A 21606-nucleotide genomic window follows, 5' to 3' on the forward strand; every position below is an offset into this window, starting at 1 on the left:
GTTTATGCCCGCGGAGCACTGAAAGAGCGCAGCCCGCGCTCAAGGTGCCACTGCGTGTGGGCGGCGGCGATTCCCGCTGCCTGCCCGCGTTCGCGTTCTGTCGATTCGAGCGCGCGATCCCAGTCGCCCGAAAGCAGCGCTGCCAGAAGCTCGATGCTGCCCGGATCAAGCCGCGGGGAACCGGGCACTCGGCAGTTTTCGCAGACGACACCGCCCATTTGCACGGCGACGACGGTGTGCGGACCGGGCGCGCCACAGCGCACGCAGTGATCGAAGCCGGGGGTCCAGCCCGCCTGGCCCATAGCGCGCATCAGGTAGCCGTCGCGCACGAGTTCCGAGGGGATTCTGGCCGCGGCGAGCGTGCGCAGCGCGCCAACAAGCAAGGTGTACTGATCTCTGGATGGGCCGCCTTCTGCGATCCGCTCAGCGGTCTCGACCATCACATTACCCGCGCGGTAACGATCGTAATCGGCACTGATTTGAGGACCGTAGGCGCCCAACGTTTCTGCCTGCGTAATGGTGTCGAGCGTGCGGCCCTCGTAGCACTGAACGTCAGCGACCATGAAGGGTTCGAGCCTTGCGCCGAACTTCGAGGAGGTGCGGCGCACGCCTTTCGCGACGGCGCGTAAGAGTCCGCGACCGCGCGTCAGCATGGTGACGATGCGATCCGCCTCACCGAGTTTCTGCGTGCGGATCACCACACCTTCTTCTCGGTATAGTGGCATCTCTCCAGTATCTCACCGCGATACTGCCTAGCCTTGTAAGAGGGGATGCAAGAATAGACCAGTGCTTGACGAAACCTTTACCACTCCCCTCCCGGCCGATCTTGTCGCGGTGGGCGTGGGGAGCCTGCAAGGGGCGCTTTTTGCTGCGGGCTTTAAACGTATCGACCTACTTGGCGTCGCCATTATCGGTATTGCCTCGGGAATCGGCGGCGGGTTTCTGCGCGACATTCTTCTAGGGGTGACGCCCGCAGCGTTTTCAGACAACTTGTATCTGATCGTCGCGACCGGTGCGGCATTTCTTGGCATGCTGCTCCCCCGTTTGTTTCAACGACTAGACCCGCTCGTCACGTCGCTCGACGCGCTCAGTATCGGCATGTTTGGCGCGATTGGGGCGACAAAAGCGTTGGCAATGGGCATGCCGGTGGTGCCGGCCATATTCATCGGAACCGTTTCGGCGGTGGGCGGCGGAGTGCTGCGCGACGTCATGCTGAATATTCCGATCGCGCTCATGCACGTTGGCTCGCTGTATGCGTTCGCGAGCCTCGCGGGCGTTAGCGTGCTCATTGCGCTGTTGGCGCTTGGGGTGCCAGTCTTTGTTGCGGGACTTGTGTGCGTTGTGGTCACGGCGATCGTCAGGCTCCTCGCGGTGCGGTTCGGGTGGAGTCTCCCCGAGCAGCGTGCGCTCAGTCGCCTCAGACTTCGGCGTCAGCGTCAGGTCGAAGAAGCTATCGATGAGGCGCTACACACGGGCAGCATTTCGCTGCCGACCACTGATCCGAATCCTAGTGATCCTGAACGGAATGTGACGCCGTAGGGGTCTTCACCGGACCCGGCGTCGTGAATCGTTTCAGCAACGCACCAGCGCTTAAGCTGCGAAGTTCTCAGGGAACACTCTCTTCGTGAGCGCTTGGACCTCGTTGTTGATGCCGTGCACCGCAGATTCGACCTGCTCAAACCGCCTATCGACCTGCTCAAACCGCTTGTCGACCTGCTCAAACCGCTTGTCGACCTGCTCAAACCGCTTATCGATCTGCTCAAACCTCTTGTCGACCTGCTCAAACCTCTTGTCGACCTGCTCAAACCTCTCATCAACACGCTCAAAGCGCACCACCATTTCGGCTCTGAGACCATCGATCTTAGCGTCGACGCTCTTCTCAAGTCCGACGATCTTGGCGTCGACGTTCTTCTCGAGCCCGTCAATTTTGTCGTCGACGCGACGTTCAAGGTCAGTGATCCTCGTGTCGATACGCTGCCCGAGGCCGTCGATCTGGGCGGTGATGTTTCTTGTGAGGACCTGAACGAGAACTCCGATGAGGGCGAAAAATGCGGCACCCAAAACGCCGATGAGCGTCCAGACTTGCGGTTCCGTCACGTTGATCATGCCCCCTATTGTGCGCCAGTTGCACTCACATTGCCATAGCAATGCGGACTGAATCCGCAGTATCTCGAATCTGTGGATAACTGCGCCCGTGTTGCAGCAAAACATCGCATGTGAGCGGAGAAAGAATCGCGTTAGTCCTGAGAGGCGCTATCAGTGGCGCGGGCTTCGCCGGGTGCCCGACTTCTGTTCTGCCTCGCGCCACGCACGCTGTGCGGGCGTTTCTCCCGCGGGCGAAATCTTCCCGACGCGGTCGGCCGCACCGCCACGACCTAGATGCCAGGCGTGAGTGATCGCGAGCGCGAGGGCGTCTGCCGCGTCAGCGGGCTTTGGCGGAGCCCCGAGACGGAGAAGCCTGGTCACCATCGTCGTCACTTGGGCCTTATCCGCCGCCCCGTAACCGGTGACCTGAGACTTTACTTCGTTCGGAGTGTACAGGGCCACCGGGATCCCGCGCTGCTCAGCGAGGAACATCACGACGCCACTGATCTGTGCGACCCCCATCACGCTCGGCAGGTTCTGCTGCGCGAATACTCTCTCGAGGGCGATCGCGTCGGGCTTTTCCCCGTCAAGCAGGCGCTGGATCCCGGATCCCAGTTGCAGAAGCCGCGCGGGTGTACTTGCGTCTGCGGGGCTGCGCATCACCTCAACATGTTCGAAAGTGACGCGCCGCCCGGCATCGGTTGATACGATCCCGACCCCGAGGCGGGTCAGCCCCGGGTCGATACCGATGATGCGCATGTGCGGAACTACTCGTCCCCGGCCAGCTCCGCCTGCACCTCGGAGGTGAGATCAAAGTTCGAGTAGACGTTCTGCACATCGTCGCTGTCTTCGAGCGCATCGATAATCTGAAACACCTTGCGTGCCGTGGCGGCGTCAATCTCCACCTTCAGGCTCGGCACGAATTCTGCATCGGCTGCCTCATAATCGATGCCTGCATCGACGAGGGCAGTACGGGCCGCAACCAGCTCTGAGGCCTCTGTGATGACCTCGAAAGCTTCGCCGTTGGGGGTCAGATTGACCTCTTCTGCTCCGGCGTCGAGCACGGCGTCGAGCACATCGTCTTCGGTGGTGCCCTCAGCGGGAACCGTGATGACGCCCTTGCGGGCAAAGTTGTAGGCGACGCTGCCGGGATCGGCGAGAGTGCCACCGTTACGGCTGAGCGCGGTGCGTACCTCGGCGGCGGCGCGGTTCTTGTTGTCGGTGAGGCACTCGACCATGAGGGCGACGCCATTTGGTCCGTAGGCCTCGTACATGATGGTGAGGTACTCAACCGCGTCGCCGTCGATACCGGCTCCGCGCTTGATCGCGCGCTCAATGTTGTCTCCGGGAACGGAGTTCTTCTTTGCCTTGTGGACCGCATCGGCGAGCGTCGGGTTGCCGGCAAGATCGGCGCCGCCCATGCGCGCCGCGACCTCAATATTCTTGATGTACTTGGCAAACGCCTTCGCACGGCGACTGTCGATAATCGCCTTCTTGTGCTTTGTCGTTGCCCACTTGGAGTGACCTGACACGGGATCTGCCCCTTTTCTACGGTGTGTTGATTGCTGAAGTGAGTCTATCTGCAGGGTCGCGGAGAGGTCGCGGTGAAAGCCCTGCGATGCGAGGGTGCTAAGGGTGCGGCCAGGCCGCAGCAAAGGAGGCGCGTACATCACCGAGCAGCTGCGGGAGTGCCTTCGTCTTTGCGATGATCGGAAAGAAGTTTGAATCGGCAGCCCAGCGGGGCACGATGTGCTGATGCAGGTGCGCCGCGACTCCGGCCCCGGCGATCTCTCCCTGGTTCATGCCGATATTGAAACCCTGGCAGCCCATCACCTCGCGGGCGACTCGCATCGCCACCTGTGTCAGAGCCGCGACCTCCGCGACCTCTTCCCGCGTCGCCTCGTCATAAAGCGATACATGGCGATAGGGGCAGACCAACATGTGTCCGTTGTTGTAGGGAAACAGGTTGAGCAGCACATAGGCGGTCTCACCCCGGGCAACAATGAGCGCGTCTTCATCGCTGCGCTTTGGCGCCTCGCAGAAGGGGCAGTCAGTGTGGTCCGGTTGGTGGTGATCCGCGACGTAGACCATGCGATGTGGCACCCACAGTCGCGCCATACCATCGGGCTCCCCGACGGCGGCGGTGGTCTGAAGGCTCTCTACTCCGTCCACGCGGTCGACACCTGCTCGTGGGACTCGATCGACCTGACGATGCGTTCGATCGCCTCATTGATAGGCACACCGTTCAGCTGCGTGCCGTCACGGAAGCGGAAACTCACGGCGCCCGCCTCGCGATCCTCCTCACCCGCAATGAGCTGGAAGGGTACCTTGGCCTTCGTGTGGTTGCGGATCTTCTTCGGCATGCGGTCATCGCTGTGGTCGACCTCGGCGCGTACGCCGCGGTTACGCAATTGGGCAATGATCTCGTCAAGGTACTCGCCATAGTGCTCGGCGACGGGGATCCCGACCACCTGCACGGGCGAGAGCCACACGGGGAACGCTCCCGCGTAGTGCTCAAGCAGGATCGCGAAGAAGCGCTCGACCGAGCCGAGCAGTGCGCGGTGGATCATGATCGGCTGCTTGCGCGTGCCGTCGGCTGCCGCGTACTCGAGCTCAAAGAGTTCGGGCTGGTTGAAGTCGAGTTGCACGGTTGAAAGCTGCCAAGTGCGACCGATCGCGTCGCGAGCCTGCACCGAAATCTTCGGGCCGTAGAACGCCGCGCCGCCGGGATCGGCCACGAGTTCGAGGCCGGACTCCTCACCCACCTGGCGCAGCGTTTCCGTCGCGAGTTCCCACTGAGCGTCTGAGCCGACAGACTTTTCGGGATCCCGCGTTGACAGTTCAAGATAGAAGTCGTTGAGGCCGTAAGCGCGCAGCGTCGCAAACACGAACTCGAGCTGTCGCTTGATCTCTTCCTTCACCTGCTCATCCGTGACATAAATGTGCGCGTCATCCTGAGTCAGCCCGCGCACGCGGGTGAGGCCGGAGAGCGTACCGCTCTTTTCGTAGCGGTAGACCGTACCGAACTCGGCCAGACGCAGCGGCAATTCGCGATAGCTGCGAGCACGGGCGCGGAAGATCAGATTGTGGAACGGGCAGTTCATGGGCTTCAGGTAGTAATCTTGCCCCTGCTTCGTGACGTTCCCATCAGCGTCGACGACCTCGTCGAGGTGCATCGCCGGGAACATGCCGTCCTTATACCAGTTCAGGTGCTGACTGGTTTCAAAAAGGGTGCCCTTGGTGATGTGGGGGCTGTTGACGACCTCGTAGCCGTTGCGCAGCAGTTCGTCGCGCATGTACGACTCGATTTCGTGACGGATGATTCCGCCCTTGGGGTGGAAGACCGCGAGGCCAGAGCCAATTTCGTCGGGGAAGCTGAAGAGGTCCATCTCGACACCGAGCTTGCGGTGGTCGCGCTTGGCAGCCTCCTCCAAGCGGGTCTGGTACTCACGAAGTTCGTCCTTGGTCGGCCACGCGGTGCCGTAGATGCGCTGGAGCATCGGATTCGCCTCGCTGCCGCGCCAGTACGCGCCCGCGCTGCGCATCAGCGCCCAGCCGTTGCCGATCATGCGGGTGTTGGGCAGATGCGGGCCGCGGCAGAGATCCTTCCAGCAGACCTCGCCGGTCTTCGGATCGACGTTGTCGTAGATCGTGAGCTCGGCTCCACCGACTTCAACGTTCTCGTTGTCGGATCCTGTGACTTCATCGCCGCTGCCACCCTTGAGCCCGATCAATTCGAGCTTGTAGGGTTCGTTCGCGAGCTCGTCCCGTGCCTCATCCTCGGTGACGACACGGCGCACGAAGCGCTGCCCCTGCTTTACGATCTTCTGCATCTGGGACGAGATCGCCTTCAGATCCTCGGGTGTGAACGGCTCCGCGGGATCAAAGTCGTAGTAGAAGCCATCGGCGATGGGCGGGCCGATCCCGAGCTTGGTCTCGGGATTAATCGTCTGCACCGCTTGTGCCAGCACGTGCGCGGCCGAGTGGCGGAGGATGCTGAGGCCCTCATCGGAATCGATTGTGACCGGCTCGACAGTGTCGGACTCCGTCACCTCTGCGGCAAGATCGCGCAGTTCGCCATTGACGCGCATGGCGACAATCGAACGATCGGTAAACAGGGAGAATCCGTCTGCCACGTGGCACACTCCTTCACGGCGGAAAAGACGCGGCAATCAGAGAGGTCTCAGATCTACCAGCATCACAGGGAACGGTATCGATCTTACTGGGTTGTGTCGTCACTGAGCTCGCGAAGCGCCTTCGGCTTGCCGATCCTAAACCACAGCACACTCCCGATGATCGGCAGCAGCGCGCAGAGAATCGTCCACCACGCGCAGGTGAGCACGCTGAGCGCGGAGGCCACCTTGCTCAGCGAGAGCACCGCGAGCAAGGCCAGCCCAAAATGAACGGCGACGGTGACCGTCCACACGAATTCAAAGAGCGGAAACATATTGTGGGCGATACCGGACTCGAACCGATGACCTCTTCCGTGTGAAGGAAGCGCGCTACCAACTGCGCCAATCGCCCGTTTTGTTTGAGGAACCTTGCGGCACCGTGCTAACCGGATCGATCTTACATGGAACTGAAGGCGTAGAGGAAATCGAAGATCGCCAGTCGCTCACTCCTCCGGTTGGCTTGTCACCGGCGCGAGCTCACTATTGAGTTTTTCTTGAAGTTCGGTGCTCTGTTGGCTGAGCTTTTGGAGTTCTTCACGCATGGCGTTGTATCGGTCGATATCGGCCTGTAAGCCATCAAGCGTGCTCTGGATTGCCGCGCGCCGTTTGGCGAGCTCGTCGCGCATTCGATTGAACTCGGCGGGATTGTCAGAAAACTCGAAGTTTTCGTTTCGTCTACGAAGATCTGCCGCGTCGAGGTTGAACTGATGCACCGTGGCGTCGTACTCGGCGTTGCGCCGTTCAACATCCGCGCGAAGCGCCGTCATCTCGGTTTCAAGGGTCTTTGCTTGATCCTCGAGTTCGACAAACACTGCGTGAAACGACTCGAAATGATCAATCAGTGCATCGCGATTCTTAAACCAGTCCCCATATCGCTGCTCAAGCCAGCTTGGCAGATCCCGTACTTCGGTTCCCAGCACTGAATGAAGTTCATTCGCGAAAGCGGTAGCAGAGAGATGCGCATACACCGACATGCGCTCAACAAGCTCGGGGTGCTCAAGACTCAGCACGTCGTAGGCGGTCATGAGCCGCTCGGTCAGCGCTGCCCGCTCGCCGTCACTCAAACGGTCAAACGTGGCATGAAGGAGCTCGTGCGCGGCGGTGACCTCCACGATCCCGCCGATCCGAGGATCTGGAACGTCAAACAGGTGGATACGCTCCCCCGTATAGCAACCAAGCACATGCCCTTCTTCTGAATGATTAACACCCGAGCACTGTGCGTTGAAAAGCTGACTGCCGTCGACGGTGGGACGAGAGGCGAGGAACACCCGCTCACCCCTGTCCGTGAGCTGCAGAAAGTCCATAACTTCAATCGTGCGAGCAGAAGGATCAAAACCTAAAGCGCGGAAATGATCCTGAATATCTTGGCGAAAGGAAAAAGCAATGACCCCCGCAACGAGCACTGCGGTCGTGAGCAGGAACGCGATCGTGCGTTTCGCTCCTCTGCGCAGCCTCGTTCCCATGAACCTACAGTATCTGGGAGAGCAGCTGCGCGGCCAAAAAATGACGCTATCTGACTCACAAATTGGCGGCGCCGTTGTCATTGCGCCGTTTCGGCGCGCCCGAGTCACCCCGATTTGCGCGCTACCCGGAAACTCGCCTATAGTCGTTCGAGTACACGGCAACGTGAACAGTGCGGATGTGGCGCAGCGGTAGCGCATCACCTTGCCAAGGTGAGGGTCGCGAGTTCGAATCTCGTCATCCGCTCGAGTGGGTCGGCTTGCCGAACCACTAGTGGTGTCAACCACGTACGGTGGCGTGGCCGAGAGGCGAGGCAGCGGCCTGCAAAGCCGTATACACGGGTTCGAATCCCGTCGCCACCTCGCTTACAACTAAATAGCCTTTAACAGGCGCGATTGGCGCAGCGGTAGCGCGCTTCCCTGACACGGAAGAGGTCACTGGTTCGATCCCAGTATCGCGCACGACGAGACCCGGCTCACGCCGGGTCTTTTGCGTTGCGCGCAAGATACTGGGACCGAACCAGTGACCTTCGCAGATTCCGCAAACGCGATGCGTTTGCTCTGAGGAATCTGCGCTGGTTCGATCCCAGGCGGGTACGGCAGCGGCTTCGCTGCGCTCGCCTCGGGCTTGGAGTTCCCCAATCGTCCGGGCCCGACCCATGTCATCCTGCACGAAATGTTTGGGCAGAAAAGCGAAGCCTTTGTGCACATTTCGTGGTGGCGCTACAGCGCCAGAGTCGCAGGATCCTCGTGTTCGAACCTGGGCAGCCGCCACTTTGAAAAGCATCCGGCGTAGACTGCATTCATGAACTCGAATCTGGCTGAAGTGCTCGACGCTGCGCGTGCACTCTCGCGCGCCGAACGTGCCGAGGTTGCGCATGAGCTGATCGCGTCGCTTGAAACCACGAACGAGTACGACGAGGCCCGCTATTTTGAGCTCAAATCAGCTGTCGACAAAGGTATCGCCAGTTTGGATGCCGGCAGGGGAATCGAGCTTTCGGTCGACGAACTTGGAGACTACTTGGGTGAGCGTGGTCGCTTGGCAACTGAGCGTGCAGAAGTGAAACGCGCGTGATCTACAGGCTGCGACTTGGGGCGGATATTGAAAATGATGTTGATGACATTCTCGAGTGGCCAGTCTTCCGGTTCGGCGTCTCCGTCTGAGACGGCTACCAAGCACTCATCGGCGCAGCTTTCGCCAAAATTGTGTGTGATCCTGAGTTTCCGGGATCGCATGACCGACCTGACCTCGGACGAAGCGTATGTACGGCGCAGTTGAATACCTGCCGCGACGAAGTGAGTCCTGCTGTGCGGCGGATCGCGCATCCGCGACACTTTGTCGTTTATCGACAAGCCGGTGAGGTCATCGAGGTGGTTCGTATTCTGCATGAAGCGATGGATGTTTCTGCTCGGCTCATCTCTGAGTAGTAGGTGCTCGCGATCCTCAACCGAGATCGGAGCCCCTATAGGCTTGCCACCATGCGTGCATCAAAAGCGGTCGTAGGAATCGTAATCATGGGTAGCTTGGCGCTCACCGGCTGCCAAGCATCAACCTCAGCGACAGGTCCGAAACCAACTGAGTAAAGTCAAGTCCCGCCAGAAGGTACACAACCAATTGAGACCGAAGCGCCTGCGCCGGAGGCTCGAAAGCAAGCCGCATGGGAAGACCTCAACGGCGAATGGGTGAGCACTGACACCACCCGCGATGTGACAGCGACAATCGACCTACCTGGAACCTCTCAGCAGACGACGCAAGGGCGAGCCACTGGCTTCACCCTGTCATTCGCAGCCATGCAGGACGAATGCTTTGGGGGCACCGCGTCAACGCTCGAAGCTGACGGGAGTCCCAGCCCTTACGGAGGATACGCAGTCATTTACTGTCCGGCTGATGTTCCGCCGCCCGCCGGTGAAGACTTTGCCCGATTCCCGGGAGACGTCACCCAAGACCGTCTGCGGATGGGCGTCCAAATCGGGTATCCATTCCATAGGCAGTGAGCGTCTGACCAGCTCGCTGTTGCTGTCGCGTTTACTGTGACTCGATGACTCCTGGCATCGCTTTCTCCAAATTCCGCGGTGGCACTACAGTGCCAGAGTCGCGGGATCCTCGCTGTCCGACCGGAAGCCAGCAACTAACCGGCTCTGAAAGAACGAGGATTCTGCGACTCCGGGCTTCTCCCTACGCGCAGAATGACGGACGGGTCATTCGAGGTACCACCATCGAGACTGCCCTCCACCGCCAAAATGGCGGTTCCTGACCGCAGGATCGACGGTGAAACGCAGGCTCGACGGGGACTAGGGGTGGGTGTGTAGCCGTGCCAGGTGGCAGAAGGCCAGTCCAGAGTCGCGATCTGACACGTGGAAGAATCACTCAACCGAACGACATTGCCCCGAGGGGTATTCTTCCGAGTCATTCTCGACCCTGAACGGGCAAGTCGTTCGAGGTCGGTTCCCGCCATTGCCCCGTGGGGATCAGCTCGAAGTCGGTCTAAGAGGAAGTGGCTCGCTCCTGCACGGAAGACCAGAAAATCGACGATGAGACTGCGCTCGCTCAACAGGGGCCCTGAATTCGCGCTGAAACCTCTGCATTCGTTTCTCACACATGCGCACGAACATAACGCCAGCTCTAGGCTAGAAACACAAATGGTGGGCGTCAAGACACACCAGATTCAACGAAGGTATGGCCACGACGGACTAACCCTTCGCTGCAACCGAACGTGAGCCTGCCTCAGGCCCCAGACTCGTCGCGCAGCTCCCGCAGACGTCGCTCAATCTGCTGGGTGCGAGTCTTAGAGACTCCGGCGGCACGTGCGAAGTCCGTGAACTCGGCGACCGCCGCGGCGACCTCACGGAGCACCCGCGATGCACCCGGGACCCGATACCTGTCGGCGATCCCCAAGAGATCTGCGCGAGTGATCTGCGCGAACTTCCCGTTCACCCCCATCAAGTGCTGCGACGTCCAGAACCCTTGCGGGTTGTATGCGTAGCTGAGATCGTAGGCGGGTGAAAGCCGCCACGAACCTTCCTGCGAAAGGAGAAAAGCGTGGTTCTTCGTGTGGTCGTCATGGTTTGACCCCAGCACGTTGAAGACCATGCGCCGGAAGATCTGCTCGGCGGCTCCACTCTGAAGCTCCGCGTCGGCCTGAAAGAGCGATTCGTAGCCGTGCGTGACGCGCTGCCGGAAGTCGAGTCCGAGCAGATCGTTGAGGGACTGCAGGTGCAGCCGTTCGCCGTGAACACCCGGTCGGTCGAAGCGGCGGGTCATGAAGTGTGCCCGATCCGCCTCCTCGAGTAGCCGGCACTCCGCCATCTCGATACCCGCTTGCCGAGCCATGAGCGAATACGCATACTCGATGCGACCGAAGTCGCCGCCGGTGCCGAGTTCGCGGTCCTCCCCCACACCATCGAACTTGATGAGCCACTGCTCGAAGCCCTCGGGAGCGTCAATGCCGCCGACGCGCACCTCGCCGCTCTCGGGCTCGAACGCGATGATCGCCTTCGCCCGTGCGCCGCCGGCCGAAACACCCACAGAGAGGATCTCGTTCACGGTCTCGCTGCGCTGATCCTCTGCCAGAGACCCGCGGATCGCGCGCCTCGCTCCCTCAACGAGTTGCGCCATTTCGAGTGCGGTCGCCTCCAGCTTCGGCGACTGCGCGGGGTGAAAGGTGAGCGCACCCATCGCCCGCGTTCCGACATAGGCGAGCCGGTCGATGGGGCGCACATCTGCACGTTGCAGCCCCTCTCGAAGTAGCGCGGCAGTGATCACCGCGTTGCCGAAGTCGTCTGGCACCGATCCCGCGAGAAGTGGCGGCAGTCCGTGAAAGGTTTCGAGGGAAAGGCCGGGGAAGGTCCAGGTGCGTCTTCGGGGTGAGCGCGCCATGAGCAGAGGTGACAGCTCCGGCCCACGCCAGGCCCGGTTGTACTCAAACACCGCCAGCGGCGAGTCTGGGAGCTGCGTGACGGCGCCGACCAGGGACCCCCAAGCACGCACCTCAAGGACCTCGACTCGTCGAAACGTCATGCTCGCTCCCTTCGGGATCCCGATGCCCGCTTCGGTGGCGCGGAGTCGCGGGCAGCGCGCAGCATCGCCATGGGGCTGATGCCCGGATCCGGGCTCAACTCTTCGAGCCACTCTTCAAGCCCGAGTGCGCGAACGACACGCACAAGCGTGCGGAGGGTGGATCCTCTTCCCGCTTCGAGATTCTTAAGCGCCCCGAGCGCCACATTTGCGCGCTCGGCGAGTTGCGCCTGCGAGGAGTTCTCTTCGAGTCGTGCTCGGCGCACCTGTTGCCCAATGTGCGCCTCCCACTGCTCAGACTCCCATGCCTTAGCCGTGGTCACTTTTGTGTCCATATAGAGAGAATATCACCCTTATAGTCATAAAAGTGGCTAATCCTCAACAGGGGCGGTAGCTCGTATCTCACTGTAGGCGGCGAGAGCGGCGACGCGGGTCTCGCGGAGATCCACAATCGGAGCAGGATAGCCGGAGCCGAAGAGGTCATCGGCAGAGCCTCCATGACGAAGCTCCGGGATCCATTTCCCCACATACTCCCCCAGCGGATCGAACTTCTTCGCCTGCGTCTCCGGGTTGAACACGCGAAAGTAGGGTGCCGCATCGACACCGCTGCCCGCGACCCACTGCCAGTTTCCCGGGTTGCTCGCCTCATCGGCGTCGACGAGCGTGTCCCAGAACCAGGCCTCCCCGATCCGCCAATCGACGAGCAGATTCTTCACCAAGAAGCTCGCCGCCACCATTCTGACCCTGTTGTGCATGATCCCGGTGTGCCAGAGTTCACGCATCCCCGCGTCGACAAGCGGGATCCCGGTCTGGCCTTGCTGCCACGCACGCAGCGCCTCCGGCTCAGGCTCCCGCCAAGGAAACGCATCAAACTCGGGCCGGACATTTCGTTCCCGCAGGCCGGGCGTGTGGAACAGGATGCTTGCGTTGAACTCCCGCCAACCCACCTCGCTCAAGAACTTGGCTGCGTTCTCGCAAAACTGTGCCTCACCAGCCCGCGTATGAGTCGCAGCATTCACGGCATGCCAGACCTGAAACGGACTGATTTCCCCGAATCTGAGATGCGGACTGAGCACTGAATTCACGGGCTCCGCTGGTTCGTCACGGCGATGGTAGTGACTGAGGCCTTGGTGTACGAACGCAGCCAATCGATCCTGCGCCCCCTGCTCCCCGGCTGCCAGGTCGCGCGAAAGCCTGCCGCCCAGTCGGGATCACGAGGCAGCAAGTTCCATGATGCGAGCTCATCGCTGGCAATCTGGACGGCTGGCGAGGAGAGCCGGGTCGGCGCAGGATATGGTGCTCGCGGATGCGGCAGCGAAAGACACGCCCGCCAATACGGCGTGAATACTCGAAATGGAGTACCGGACCCCGTGCTCACCGTCCAGGGTTCATTCAACAGGTTGGCGTGGAAACTTCGAACCTCAATTCCTGCGGCACGCAGCTGAGACTTCAGCGTCGAATCTACGGCACGAGCGTTGGTGTACCTCCGATTCCAGTACACCCCCGTCGCACCAATCTCACGGACGAGTTCGGGAATTATGCTCGCCGCGTCACCCCGCCGCAGGATCAGTTCGCCCCCGAGAGCGCGCAATTGTTCGGCGAGAGCCGCGAGTGAATGGTGTAACCACCAGCGGGCGGCGCCTCCGAGAGGCCTCGGCGCGCGCAAGTCGGGCGTCCATGCTGCTTCAGGATCGCCGGATCCTGAAGCACGCTCCACCGCATGGTCGGTAGCGTCCAGCTCTTCGAGCACGTAGACCACCACGGTCGAGCCGTGTGCGCCCGCGGCATCTAGCCCGGCGAGCAGCGCCGGATTGTCCTCAAGCCTCAGGTCGTTGCGCAGCCACACCAGAGTCAGCGGGGGCGTACCGGATCCGCTCACTGTTTACTCACGCCGGCTGCTTGGATGATTCGATTTGCCATACCACTAAAGATAATGCCGTGGAAAGGGAGCACCGCGTACCAGTACAGTCTGCCGAGCAATCCACGTGGAAAGAATACGGCCCGTTGCTCGTAGCGGCATCCCTGACCGTCTGCGCCGGGAATCGCGCGCATTTCGAGCCATGCTCGCCCCGGAACCTTCATCTCGGCCCGCAACCGCAGAAGTTGCCCACGCTCAAGGCCTTCCACGCGCCAAAAGTCAAGAGCCTCCCCCACGAGCAGCGAGTCAGGATCGCGGCGTCCCCGCCGCAGTCCAACCCCGCCGACAAACTTGTCCATCCAGCCCCGAACCGCCCAGGCAAGTGGAAACGAGTACCAGCCGCGCTCACCACCAATGCCCTCGATGACCCGCCAGAGTTGCGCGGTCGACGCAGCACACTCTCGGCTGCGAACATCCGTGTAGACGCGATGCCCCGCCCATTCAGGATCGCTCGGCAGCGGATCACTCGGAGCGCCAGCCACCGATGCGTTCTGCCAGCTTGTGACGACCTGGCCGTCGCGCATCTTGCCGAGCGCGAGGCTCACTGCATCGCGATAACCGGTCAGGCCGCCTTCCGGTTCCGGGATCAAGGAGGTAATGTCATGCTCACGCACCACGCAGTCGTGCTGCAGCGATTCGACGAGCGGGCCTGCGAGACTGTACGGGATTGGCGTCACGATGTTCACCCAGTGGGCCGCGAGCCGGGGAGTGAGCACCGGGAGCGCGAGGATCCTGCGTTTGGGAAGTCCAGCTGCCGCGGCATATCCATTCATGACATCCGCATAACTGAGCACATCGGGCCCACCAATGTCGAAGGTGCGATTGCTCAGAGGATCCAGCTCGAGAGCGTGTAAGAGGTAGTGAAGAACGTCTCGGACCGCAATTGGTTGCACCAAATTTTTGACCCACCGCGGGGCAGGCATCCACGGCAGCACCTCCGTCAGATGCCGGATCATTTCGAACGACGCGGATCCCGAACCGATGACCACTCCCGCCTGCAAGACCACGGAGGGTACCGAAGAACTGAGGAACACCTCGCCTACAGCCGCGCGCGAGGTCAAATGCTGGGACAAATCGCCATCCGGGTGCAACCCGCTGAGATACACGATCCTTCCTATACCCGAGCTCTCCGCGGCCGTCACAAAGTTCCTGGCGCACTCCTCTTCAATACCGGAAAAGGTCTTGCGGCTCGCGCCGGGACCCATCGAGTGAACGAGATAGTACGCCGCATCAACCCCTGCGCAAGCTGGCAACAGGCGAGCGGTGTCGCGCAGGTCTCCTTCACAGACTTCCACCTGATTGATCCAGGGCACATCTCGAAGTCGACTGGAATCACGAACCAGCACGCGCACCCGATAGCCCGCCTCAAGCAGAAGTGGGACCAGACGACCACCAATGTATCCGCTCGCTCCCGTCACCAATACCCGCGGCGGGAGTGCACCTTTTGTCGAGTTCATGCTCGAAGTGTAGGGCGTATTCAGCCCTGAAAAAAGGGGGTAATGCTGCGAGTTAGACCACTACTTCGCTGGAGGTCAACGCGTTCAGTCGCGACATACAGCGGAGGTATTTCTTGCGGTATCCGCCGTCGAGCATCCCGCCACCGAACACGCTCGTAAGCGGCACTCCAGTCGCTCGGATCGGGATCTGTGCGTCGTACACACGGTCGATGAAGGCGACGAGGCGCAGCGCTGCGGACTGGTCTGTCAGCTCGCGCACCTCGCGGAGCCCGATCGACTGCACACCGTCGAGCATGCCGACGTAACTTGAAGGATGCACGGTTGCCAGGTGCGACACGAGATCTGTGAAGTCGTCGTCGGTCATGCGCTCACCGGAAGCCACCACGTCTGCAAGGGCGAAGCGGTAGGCGTCATCAGAGAGTGTCACGGCCTCCCCCACGAGGTCGCGCTGACGGTAATCGACCCCGTCGATGCGGATCGTGGTGAAGCGATCAGACATGGCCTGAATCTCACGCATGAAATCGGCTGCGGCGAAGCGGCCCTCGCCGAGGGCGTTCGGCGGTGTGTTTGAGGTTGCAACGATACGGGAACCGCTGGACGTGAGATCCTTGATCAGCCGGGTCATGAGCATTGTGTCGCCCGGATCATCGAGCTCAAACTCGTCGATGCAGATCAGTCGGGCACCCTGTAGGACGCCGACGGCGCCGTCGTAGCCGAGTGCTCCGACGAGAGCGGTGTACTCGATGAAGGTGCCGAAGTATTTGCGCCCCGCGGTCGCGTGCCAAGTGGCGGCGAGCAGGTGCGTCTTCCCGACGCCAAAGCCCCCGTCAAGGTAGACGCCCGGTCGTCTCGGCGCCGCTGTCTGGGGCTCCGCCTGCTTCTTGCGTCCGAACCCAAAGAGACCGCCGCGGGACACCGGAGCTTCTGGCTCAGCGAAGGCGCGCAATACATCGCGGGCCTCGGCCTGAGAAGAATACTCGGGGTCGGGTCGATACGAGTCGAAGCTTGCGTGATCGAATTGGCGTGGAGGCACGAGGGTTGCAACAAGTTCAGTACCGGAGATGCTGGGGCTTCGGTCGACGAGTCGCGCGGCGCTGTGCTGAGTATCGTGAGGCATCCTTCCCAGTTTAGCTGCACCGCCCGCGGCGCCGTTGTCGACGCTCTCCGGCGTGGCAACCGCAACTCCTGCATGGCGAACTCTAGTGTTCCCTGTGTGATGGCAACGATCGCAGGGCAACCTTCTGAGTTCTTGGCTGCTGTGGAGCAACTTCGCGGCGCCAGGCTGAGAAGCGAGCTGCGCTCTCGTGAGATTCCAGCCCCAGAGCGAATCGCCCCCCACTCCATCGCCTTCGCCGCGGGTATCGCGCGCGGTAGCGATGACGATGACGACAGCGTGCTCGATTCTGCGTACGGAGCGGGTCGCATCGTGCTCATGTACGACCCCGAGTCCGCAGAAGAATGGGGCGGGCCGTTTCGGATCGTGTGCTTCGCCCAGGCGCCACTCGAAGTCGAGATTGGCGTGGATCCGTTCATTTCAGATGTCGCCTGGTCCTGGCTTGTTGACGCTTTGGACTCCCGGGATGCCAAATACACCTTCCTTTCCGGCACCGCAACTAAGACCCTGTCCTCCGGTTTCGGAGGCCTCGAATCGCAGGGAGACGCTGCTCAGATCGAATTACGGGCCTCTTGGACCCCGCTCGGCACAGGCTTCGAGGCTCACGCCGAAGCGTGGTCCGAGCTGCTGTGCCTGCTCGCAGGTCTCCCACACCACGAGGGTGTTGATTCGCTTTCAGCTCGCCGCACACGTCAGACATTTCCGGGAGCATAGTCAGCGTGGTTGAACAGTCAGAACTCGAAACCGAATGGTCCCTGGTCTCCGACGACGACGGTCTTCGCAGGGCCGCCGCAGCTCTCGCGGAGGGAACCGGAGCGGTCGGGGTCGACGCGGAGCGCGCCTCAGGCTACCGCTATGGTTCTGAAGCCTATTTGGTGCAGGTGTTTCGCCGGGGATCAGGTACGTTTCTCTTCGACCCGGTGGGAATCCGAGATTTCGCGCCGCTTGCGGACGCGATCCGAGACGAAGAGTGGATCTTCCACGCGGCGAGTCAGGATATCCCCTGCCTCGAGTTGCTCGGCCTGCGCCCACCCAGACTCTTCGACACCGAGCTCGCGGCTCGTTTGCTCGGTTATGAGCGCGTGGGGCTTGGCTCAGTTGTCGAACAGTTGCTCGGCATTAAGCTCGATAAGGCTCATTCGGCCTCGGACTGGTCGGTGCGGCCCCTTCCAGAATCCTGGCTCGAATATGCAGCGTTTGATGTCGCGCTGCTCCCGGACCTCCGTGACGCGGTGCTCGAGGACCTCAAGGAGCAGGGAAAGCTCGATTATGCTCTCGAAGAGTTTGAAGCGGTGCGCAACAAGCCCGAGAAACTTCAGCCCGCCGAGCCGTGGCGAAAGCTTGCGAACGGACCGGATCTGCGCAGCCCCAGATCGCTTGCCCTCGTGCGCGAACTCTGGCTTGCACGCGATGAGCTCGCGCGCGCAACCGACACCGCTCCTGGCAGACTTGTCCCCGACAAGTCGATCATTGCTGCCGCCGCCGCCAACCCGCGCTCAAAGAACGACCTCGCCAGGCTGCAGACGTTCAGGGGCCGTGCCAGCCGCACCGAGATTGATCGCTGGTGGGAGGCGATCCTCCGGGGCAAAACCACCGAGGATCTGCCCGGTCTGCGGCCGCGTGATCCCGATTCGATCCCGCACCACCGCGGCTGGGCACACCGGCACCCGGAGGCCGCGGCAAGGCTCGCCGCGGCAAGAGCCGGAATTGAGGCCGAGGCCGAACGGCTGCGCATGCCCGCGGAGAACCTCATCACGCCAGACACTGTGCGCCGTCTTGCCTGGGATCCGCCCCAAGATCTCTCTCCTGAAAGCATCGCCCTGAGACTCAAAGGGCTAGGCGCCCGTGACTGGCAGGCTGCACTTTCGGCACCAATACTGGCCGCTGCGTTTGTAGAATCTAGATAACGCCCCTCCCGGTCTTGCGGTGACCAGCGGTGGAACTGTACGTCGTCTCAACATATTGAGGCGCCGTCTCTAGGATGGGGTGAGCACTAAATAAGCAGACCCGATGGAGGCGAAGTGGCCGCGATGAGAGAAGTTGTGTTCGTGGACGGGGTGCGTACCCCGTTTGGACGTGCTGGAGACAAGGGGATGTACGCGGGGACTCGCTCCGACGATCTCGCGGTAAAGGCGCTGCAGGGGCTGATCGAACGAAACCCCCAGCTGCCACTCGATCGAATCGATGACGTAGGAATTGCCGCAACGACCCAGCAGGGTGATCAGGGGCTCACGCTCGGACGCACAGTGGCGATGCTCGCGGGCCTCCCCGTCACCGTTCCAGGCTACGCGCTCGACCGTATGTGCGCGGGTGCGATGACAGTGGCCTCGATGATGGGCAGCGCTATCGGTGCGGGCCAGTACGATCTCGCGATCGCTGGCGGCGTCGAACACATGGGAGGCACCCCATCGGCCTTGATGCGGATCCGAACCCCCGCTTTGTTGCTGAAAAGCTCGTGAGCCCTGACGCACTCAACATGGGGATCACCGCCGAGCGCCTGCATGACCGCTTCCCGCAGCTCACCAAGGAACGGGCGGATCGTTTCGGCATGCTGAGCCAGCAGAAGGTCCAAGCTGCATACGACCGGGGCGATATTCAGCCTGACCTGGTCCCGGTCGCGCTGCGGTCGGCTGCAGGCTGGGGTCTCGCTACGGAAGACGAGGGCCGTCGCCCAGAGACGACGATGGAGGGGCTCGCCGGGCTGAAGACGCCCTTCCGACCCCACGGCCGAGTGACGGCGGGCAATGCCTCTCCGCTCACCGATGGCGCGACCGTGTCGCTGCTCGCAGGCGGAGACACCGCGCGCGAACTCGGCATGACCGCCAAGATGCGGATGGTCGGTTTCGCCTACGCCGGCGTGGAGCCCGAGGTGATGGGGCTGGGGCCGGTCCCGTCAACGGAGAAGGCGCTGCGGCGTGCGGGCCTGACCATTGACGACATCGGACTGTTTGAACTCAATGAGGCATTTGCTGTGCAGGTGCTCTCGTTCACCGATCATTTCGGGATCTCGGACGACGATCCCCGTGTGAACCCCTGGGGCGGCGCGATCGCGCTCGGCCACCCGCTCGCGGCTTCGGGGGTCCGCCTCATGATCCAGCTTGCTCGCCAGTTCGAGCAGCGCCCGGACGTCCGCTACGGCGTGACGGCCATGTGTGTGGGCCTCGGACAGGGCGGCACCATGATCTGGGAAAACCCGCACTTCGACGGCAAGAAGAGGAAGTAACTCGCGATGACCGACTACAACACGATTGACTTTTCCCCGCTCCTCGCGGTGTCCGCCGACGAGATCATCACCGAGTCGTACGTGCGAGACGTTGCGCTCCCGTCAGGTGGCACCCTCGCGCTGATCACGCTCGACAACGGCCGTGACTACACGAGGCCGAACACGCTCGGACCGCTGACGCTGCAGGCGCTTGGCAAGGTGCTCGACGAGCAGAAGGCGCGTGCCGCCGCCGGAGAAATCAAGGCGGTAGCCGTCACCGGCAAGCAGTTCATCTTCGCTGCCGGCGCGGACCTCTCGAAGGTTTCGACCCTCGCCACCCGCGAGAACGCGCGTCTGATGGCGCAGTACGGTCACCACGTTCTCGGCAAGTTCAGTTCGCTCGGCGTGCCGTCGTTCGCGTTTGTAAATGGACTGGCGCTCGGCGGCGCCATGGAGATCGCGCTCAACTGCGATTACCGCACGCTCGACTCATCGACGGCGGCGCTCGCGTTCCCCGAGGTTTTCCTCGGCATTATTCCGGGCTGGGGCGGCACCACGATCGTGCCCAACCTGATCGGGATCGAGAAGGCGCTCGAGGTCATCGTCTCGAACCCGCTGAAGAACAACCGGATGCTGAAGCCCAAGCAGGCCTTTGAAATGGGCCTGTTTGACGAAATGTTTGGCGCGGCGAGCTTCCTCGAGCGCTCTGTGGCGTGGGCAGACGGAGTGCTTTCAGGATCAGTGAAGGTGGAACGTCCCAACGAACCGGGCAAGCTCGAGCGTCTCACGAAGTGGCCGGCAGCGATCAAGATTGCCCGCGACACCCTCAAAGCACGCATCGGTACAGCGGCTAAGTCGCCCTACGTCGCGCTTGAGCTCTTGAACGCCGCGAGGGACAACGACCGGGATCGCGGCTTCGAACGCGAGGATGATGCGCTCACGGAACTCATTTCTGGCGACCAGTTTGCTGCCTCCATCTATGCCTTCGATCTGGTGCAGAAGCGCGCTAAGCGGCCAGCGGGCGCTCCGGATCGTGAGCTCGCGCACCCGGTGAAGAAAGTTGGTGTGATCGGTGCGGGCCTCATGGCCAGCCAGTTCGCTCTGCTGTTTGCGCGCCGCCTGCGGGTGCCCGTGCTCATCACCGATCTGGATCAGTCGCGCGTCGACAAGGGCATCGACTACATCTATGGTGAGGTCGACAAGATGCAGGAGAAGGGGCGCCTCTCGCGCGACGACGCGAACCAGATCAAGGCTCTCGTCAGCGGCACCACAGATAAGTCGCTCTACGCAGACTGCGACTGGGTTATCGAGGCCGTCTTCGAAGAGCTCGGTGTGAAGCAGCAGGTCTTCGCCGAGATCGAACCGATCATCTCAGAAACCGCGATCCTCGCCACCAACACCTCTTCGCTCTCGGTCGAGGAGATCGGTGCGAACCTTGCGAATCCGGAACGGCTCGTGGGCTTCCACTTCTTCAACCCGGTCGCGGTCATGCCGCTGATCGAGGTGGTGAAAGTTGAGACGACGAGTGACTCGACGCTTGCAACAGCTATGGCGGTCGCGAAGAAGCTCGGCAAGAGCGCTGTGATTACAGCGGATCGCCCCGGCTTTGTTGTGAATCGCCTGCTCGCAAAGGTGATGGGAGAGGCGGCTCGCGCACTCGATGAGGGTACGCCGATGCCGGTGGTTGAACGCGCTCTCGCCCCCATCGGGCTGCCAATGGGCCCCTTCGAACTGATCGACCTCGTCGGCTGGAAGGTCGCGGCACACGTGCAAGACACAATGGTGGCAGCGTTCCCCGAGCGCTTCTACGCATCGCCCAACCTGCACGCCCTCGCGGAGATTGCAGAGCCGCTTACAAAGACGAAGCTCGGCAAGGTCGAGGATCTGTCAAAGGCGGGTAAGAAGGCCGTTAAGCTCGGCAAGACCGCGGTCTCCGAAGAGGTGATCCTGCGTCGCGTAGAAGACGAGCTCGCGGGCGAGATCAAGATTATGCTCGACGAGGGCGTGGTGACAGCGGCCGAAGATATCGACCTCTGCCTGATCCTCGGTGCGGGCTGGCCCTTCCAAGCTGGCGGTGCGACACCCTACCTCGACCGCTCCGGTGCGTCAGAGCGCGTCTTCGGGGTGAAATTCCACTCGCCCCCGATCGCCGGCCGAGGATAGGCCCCCTTTTGCTTGTGGCT

Annotated in this window: 18 protein-coding genes, 4 tRNA genes and 2 pseudogenes; 10 read left to right on the top strand and 14 right to left on the bottom strand. The window is 61.8% G+C overall.

The annotated features are described in order from the left end of the window. Nucleotides 1-2: 2 nt before the first annotated feature. Nucleotides 3-725, bottom strand: coding sequence for a DNA repair protein RecO (gene recO / locus G7067_RS09135; protein ID WP_166323637.1), 723 nt, complete (start codon nt 723-725; stop codon nt 3-5). Between the two features lie 61 nt (nt 726-786). Here recO and G7067_RS09140 point away from each other — a divergent pair, with 61 nt between their 5' ends. Then, nucleotides 787-1539, top strand: a complete 753-nt coding sequence (locus G7067_RS09140; RefSeq protein WP_166323639.1) for a trimeric intracellular cation channel family protein — start codon at nt 787-789, stop codon at nt 1537-1539. 51 nt (nt 1540-1590) lie between these two features. Here G7067_RS09140 and G7067_RS09145 read toward each other — a convergent pair whose 3' ends face one another. The 8 genes from G7067_RS09145 to G7067_RS09180 all read right to left on the bottom strand — a co-directional run bounded on the left by G7067_RS09145 (nt 1591) and on the right by G7067_RS09180 (nt 7720). Then, complete coding sequence (locus G7067_RS09145) at nt 1591-2106, bottom strand: hypothetical protein (protein WP_166321098.1); 516 nt, start codon at nt 2104-2106, stop codon at nt 1591-1593. 150 nt (nt 2107-2256) lie between these two features. Further along, nucleotides 2257-2844 (bottom strand): crossover junction endodeoxyribonuclease RuvC, encoded by a 588-nt coding sequence (gene ruvC / locus G7067_RS09150; protein WP_166323641.1) that lies wholly within the window; start codon nt 2842-2844, stop codon nt 2257-2259. A gap of 8 nt (nt 2845-2852) precedes the next feature. Next, nucleotides 2853-3617, bottom strand: a complete 765-nt coding sequence (locus G7067_RS09155; RefSeq protein ID WP_166323643.1) for a YebC/PmpR family DNA-binding transcriptional regulator — start codon at nt 3615-3617, stop codon at nt 2853-2855. 97 nt (nt 3618-3714) lie between these two features. Beyond that, the gene (locus G7067_RS09160) at nt 3715-4203 is read right to left on the bottom strand and encodes an HIT family protein (protein ID WP_166326023.1); all 489 of its coding nucleotides are present in this window, start codon (nt 4201-4203) and stop codon (nt 3715-3717) included. A 41-nt stretch (nt 4204-4244) separates the two neighbouring features. After that, nucleotides 4245-6221 (bottom strand): threonine--tRNA ligase, encoded by a 1977-nt coding sequence (gene thrS, locus G7067_RS09165; RefSeq protein ID WP_166323645.1) that lies wholly within the window; start codon nt 6219-6221, stop codon nt 4245-4247. 83 nt (nt 6222-6304) lie between these two features. Further along, nucleotides 6305-6532, bottom strand: coding sequence for a hypothetical protein (locus tag G7067_RS09170; RefSeq protein WP_166323647.1), 228 nt, complete (start codon nt 6530-6532; stop codon nt 6305-6307). 4 nt (nt 6533-6536) lie between these two features. Beyond that, a tRNA-Val gene (locus G7067_RS09175) sits at nt 6537-6609 on the bottom strand. Nucleotides 6610-6700: 91 nt separating this feature from the next. Next, nucleotides 6701-7720 (bottom strand): coiled-coil domain-containing protein, encoded by a 1020-nt coding sequence (locus G7067_RS09180; RefSeq protein WP_166323649.1) that lies wholly within the window; start codon nt 7718-7720, stop codon nt 6701-6703. 172 nt (nt 7721-7892) lie between these two features. Between G7067_RS09180 and G7067_RS09185 the strand changes: the two genes are divergently transcribed. From G7067_RS09185 to G7067_RS15255, 5 genes are all read left to right on the top strand, one after another. Next, nucleotides 7893-7964 (top strand) — tRNA-Gly (locus G7067_RS09185). Between the two features lie 45 nt (nt 7965-8009). Beyond that, nucleotides 8010-8080 (top strand) — tRNA-Cys (locus tag G7067_RS09190). Between the two features lie 27 nt (nt 8081-8107). After that, nucleotides 8108-8179 (top strand) — tRNA-Val (locus G7067_RS09195). 343 nt (nt 8180-8522) lie between these two features. Beyond that, entirely contained in the window at nt 8523-8792 is a 270-nt protein-coding gene (locus G7067_RS09200) for a hypothetical protein (RefSeq protein WP_166323651.1), read from the top strand. 233 nt (nt 8793-9025) lie between these two features. After that, nucleotides 9026-9145: a hypothetical protein gene (locus G7067_RS15255; protein ID WP_425280711.1), complete on the top strand. Its 120-nt coding sequence runs from the start codon at nt 9026-9028 to the stop codon at nt 9143-9145. Between the two features lie 1297 nt (nt 9146-10442). Here G7067_RS15255 and G7067_RS09210 read toward each other — a convergent pair. The 5 genes and pseudogenes from G7067_RS09210 to zapE form a co-directional block, all read right to left on the bottom strand. Next, the gene (locus G7067_RS09210; RefSeq protein WP_166323655.1) at nt 10443-11735 is read right to left on the bottom strand and encodes a type II toxin-antitoxin system HipA family toxin; all 1293 of its coding nucleotides are present in this window, start codon (nt 11733-11735) and stop codon (nt 10443-10445) included. Beyond that, complete coding sequence (locus G7067_RS09215; protein WP_166323657.1) at nt 11732-12067, bottom strand: helix-turn-helix domain-containing protein; 336 nt, start codon at nt 12065-12067, stop codon at nt 11732-11734. The genes G7067_RS09210 and G7067_RS09215 overlap by 4 nt, the downstream gene beginning before the upstream one ends. A 36-nt stretch (nt 12068-12103) precedes the next feature. Beyond that, a pseudogene (locus tag G7067_RS09220) lies at nt 12104-13611 on the bottom strand (cryptochrome/photolyase family protein). Continuing rightward, nucleotides 13608-15107, bottom strand: a complete 1500-nt coding sequence (locus G7067_RS09225) for an SDR family oxidoreductase (protein WP_166323659.1) — start codon at nt 15105-15107, stop codon at nt 13608-13610. Before G7067_RS09225 ends, G7067_RS09220 begins: the two are co-directional and overlap by 4 nt. A 52-nt stretch (nt 15108-15159) precedes the next feature. Further along, the gene (gene zapE / locus G7067_RS09230) at nt 15160-16224 is read right to left on the bottom strand and encodes a cell division protein ZapE (protein WP_166323661.1); all 1065 of its coding nucleotides are present in this window, start codon (nt 16222-16224) and stop codon (nt 15160-15162) included. 99 nt (nt 16225-16323) lie between these two features. Between zapE and G7067_RS09235 the strand changes: the two genes are divergently transcribed. From G7067_RS09235 to G7067_RS09250, 4 genes and pseudogenes are all read left to right on the top strand, one after another. Further along, entirely contained in the window at nt 16324-16935 is a 612-nt protein-coding gene (locus G7067_RS09235; RefSeq protein WP_166323663.1) for a DUF3000 domain-containing protein, read from the top strand. Between the two features lie 5 nt (nt 16936-16940). Next, a complete protein-coding gene (locus tag G7067_RS09240) occupies nt 16941-18128 on the top strand; it encodes an HRDC domain-containing protein (RefSeq protein WP_166323665.1) in 1188 nt (395 codons plus the stop codon). 123 nt (nt 18129-18251) lie between these two features. Continuing rightward, nucleotides 18252-19444, top strand: a pseudogene (locus G7067_RS09245) (thiolase family protein). Between the two features lie 6 nt (nt 19445-19450). Continuing rightward, nucleotides 19451-21586, top strand: coding sequence for a 3-hydroxyacyl-CoA dehydrogenase NAD-binding domain-containing protein (locus tag G7067_RS09250; protein WP_166323667.1), 2136 nt, complete (start codon nt 19451-19453; stop codon nt 21584-21586). The last annotated feature ends 20 nt before the right edge of the window (nt 21587-21606 follow it).

It is taken from the genome of Leucobacter insecticola (genome assembly GCF_011382965.1).
Taxonomy (GTDB): Bacteria; Actinomycetota; Actinomycetes; order Actinomycetales; family Microbacteriaceae; genus Leucobacter; species Leucobacter insecticola.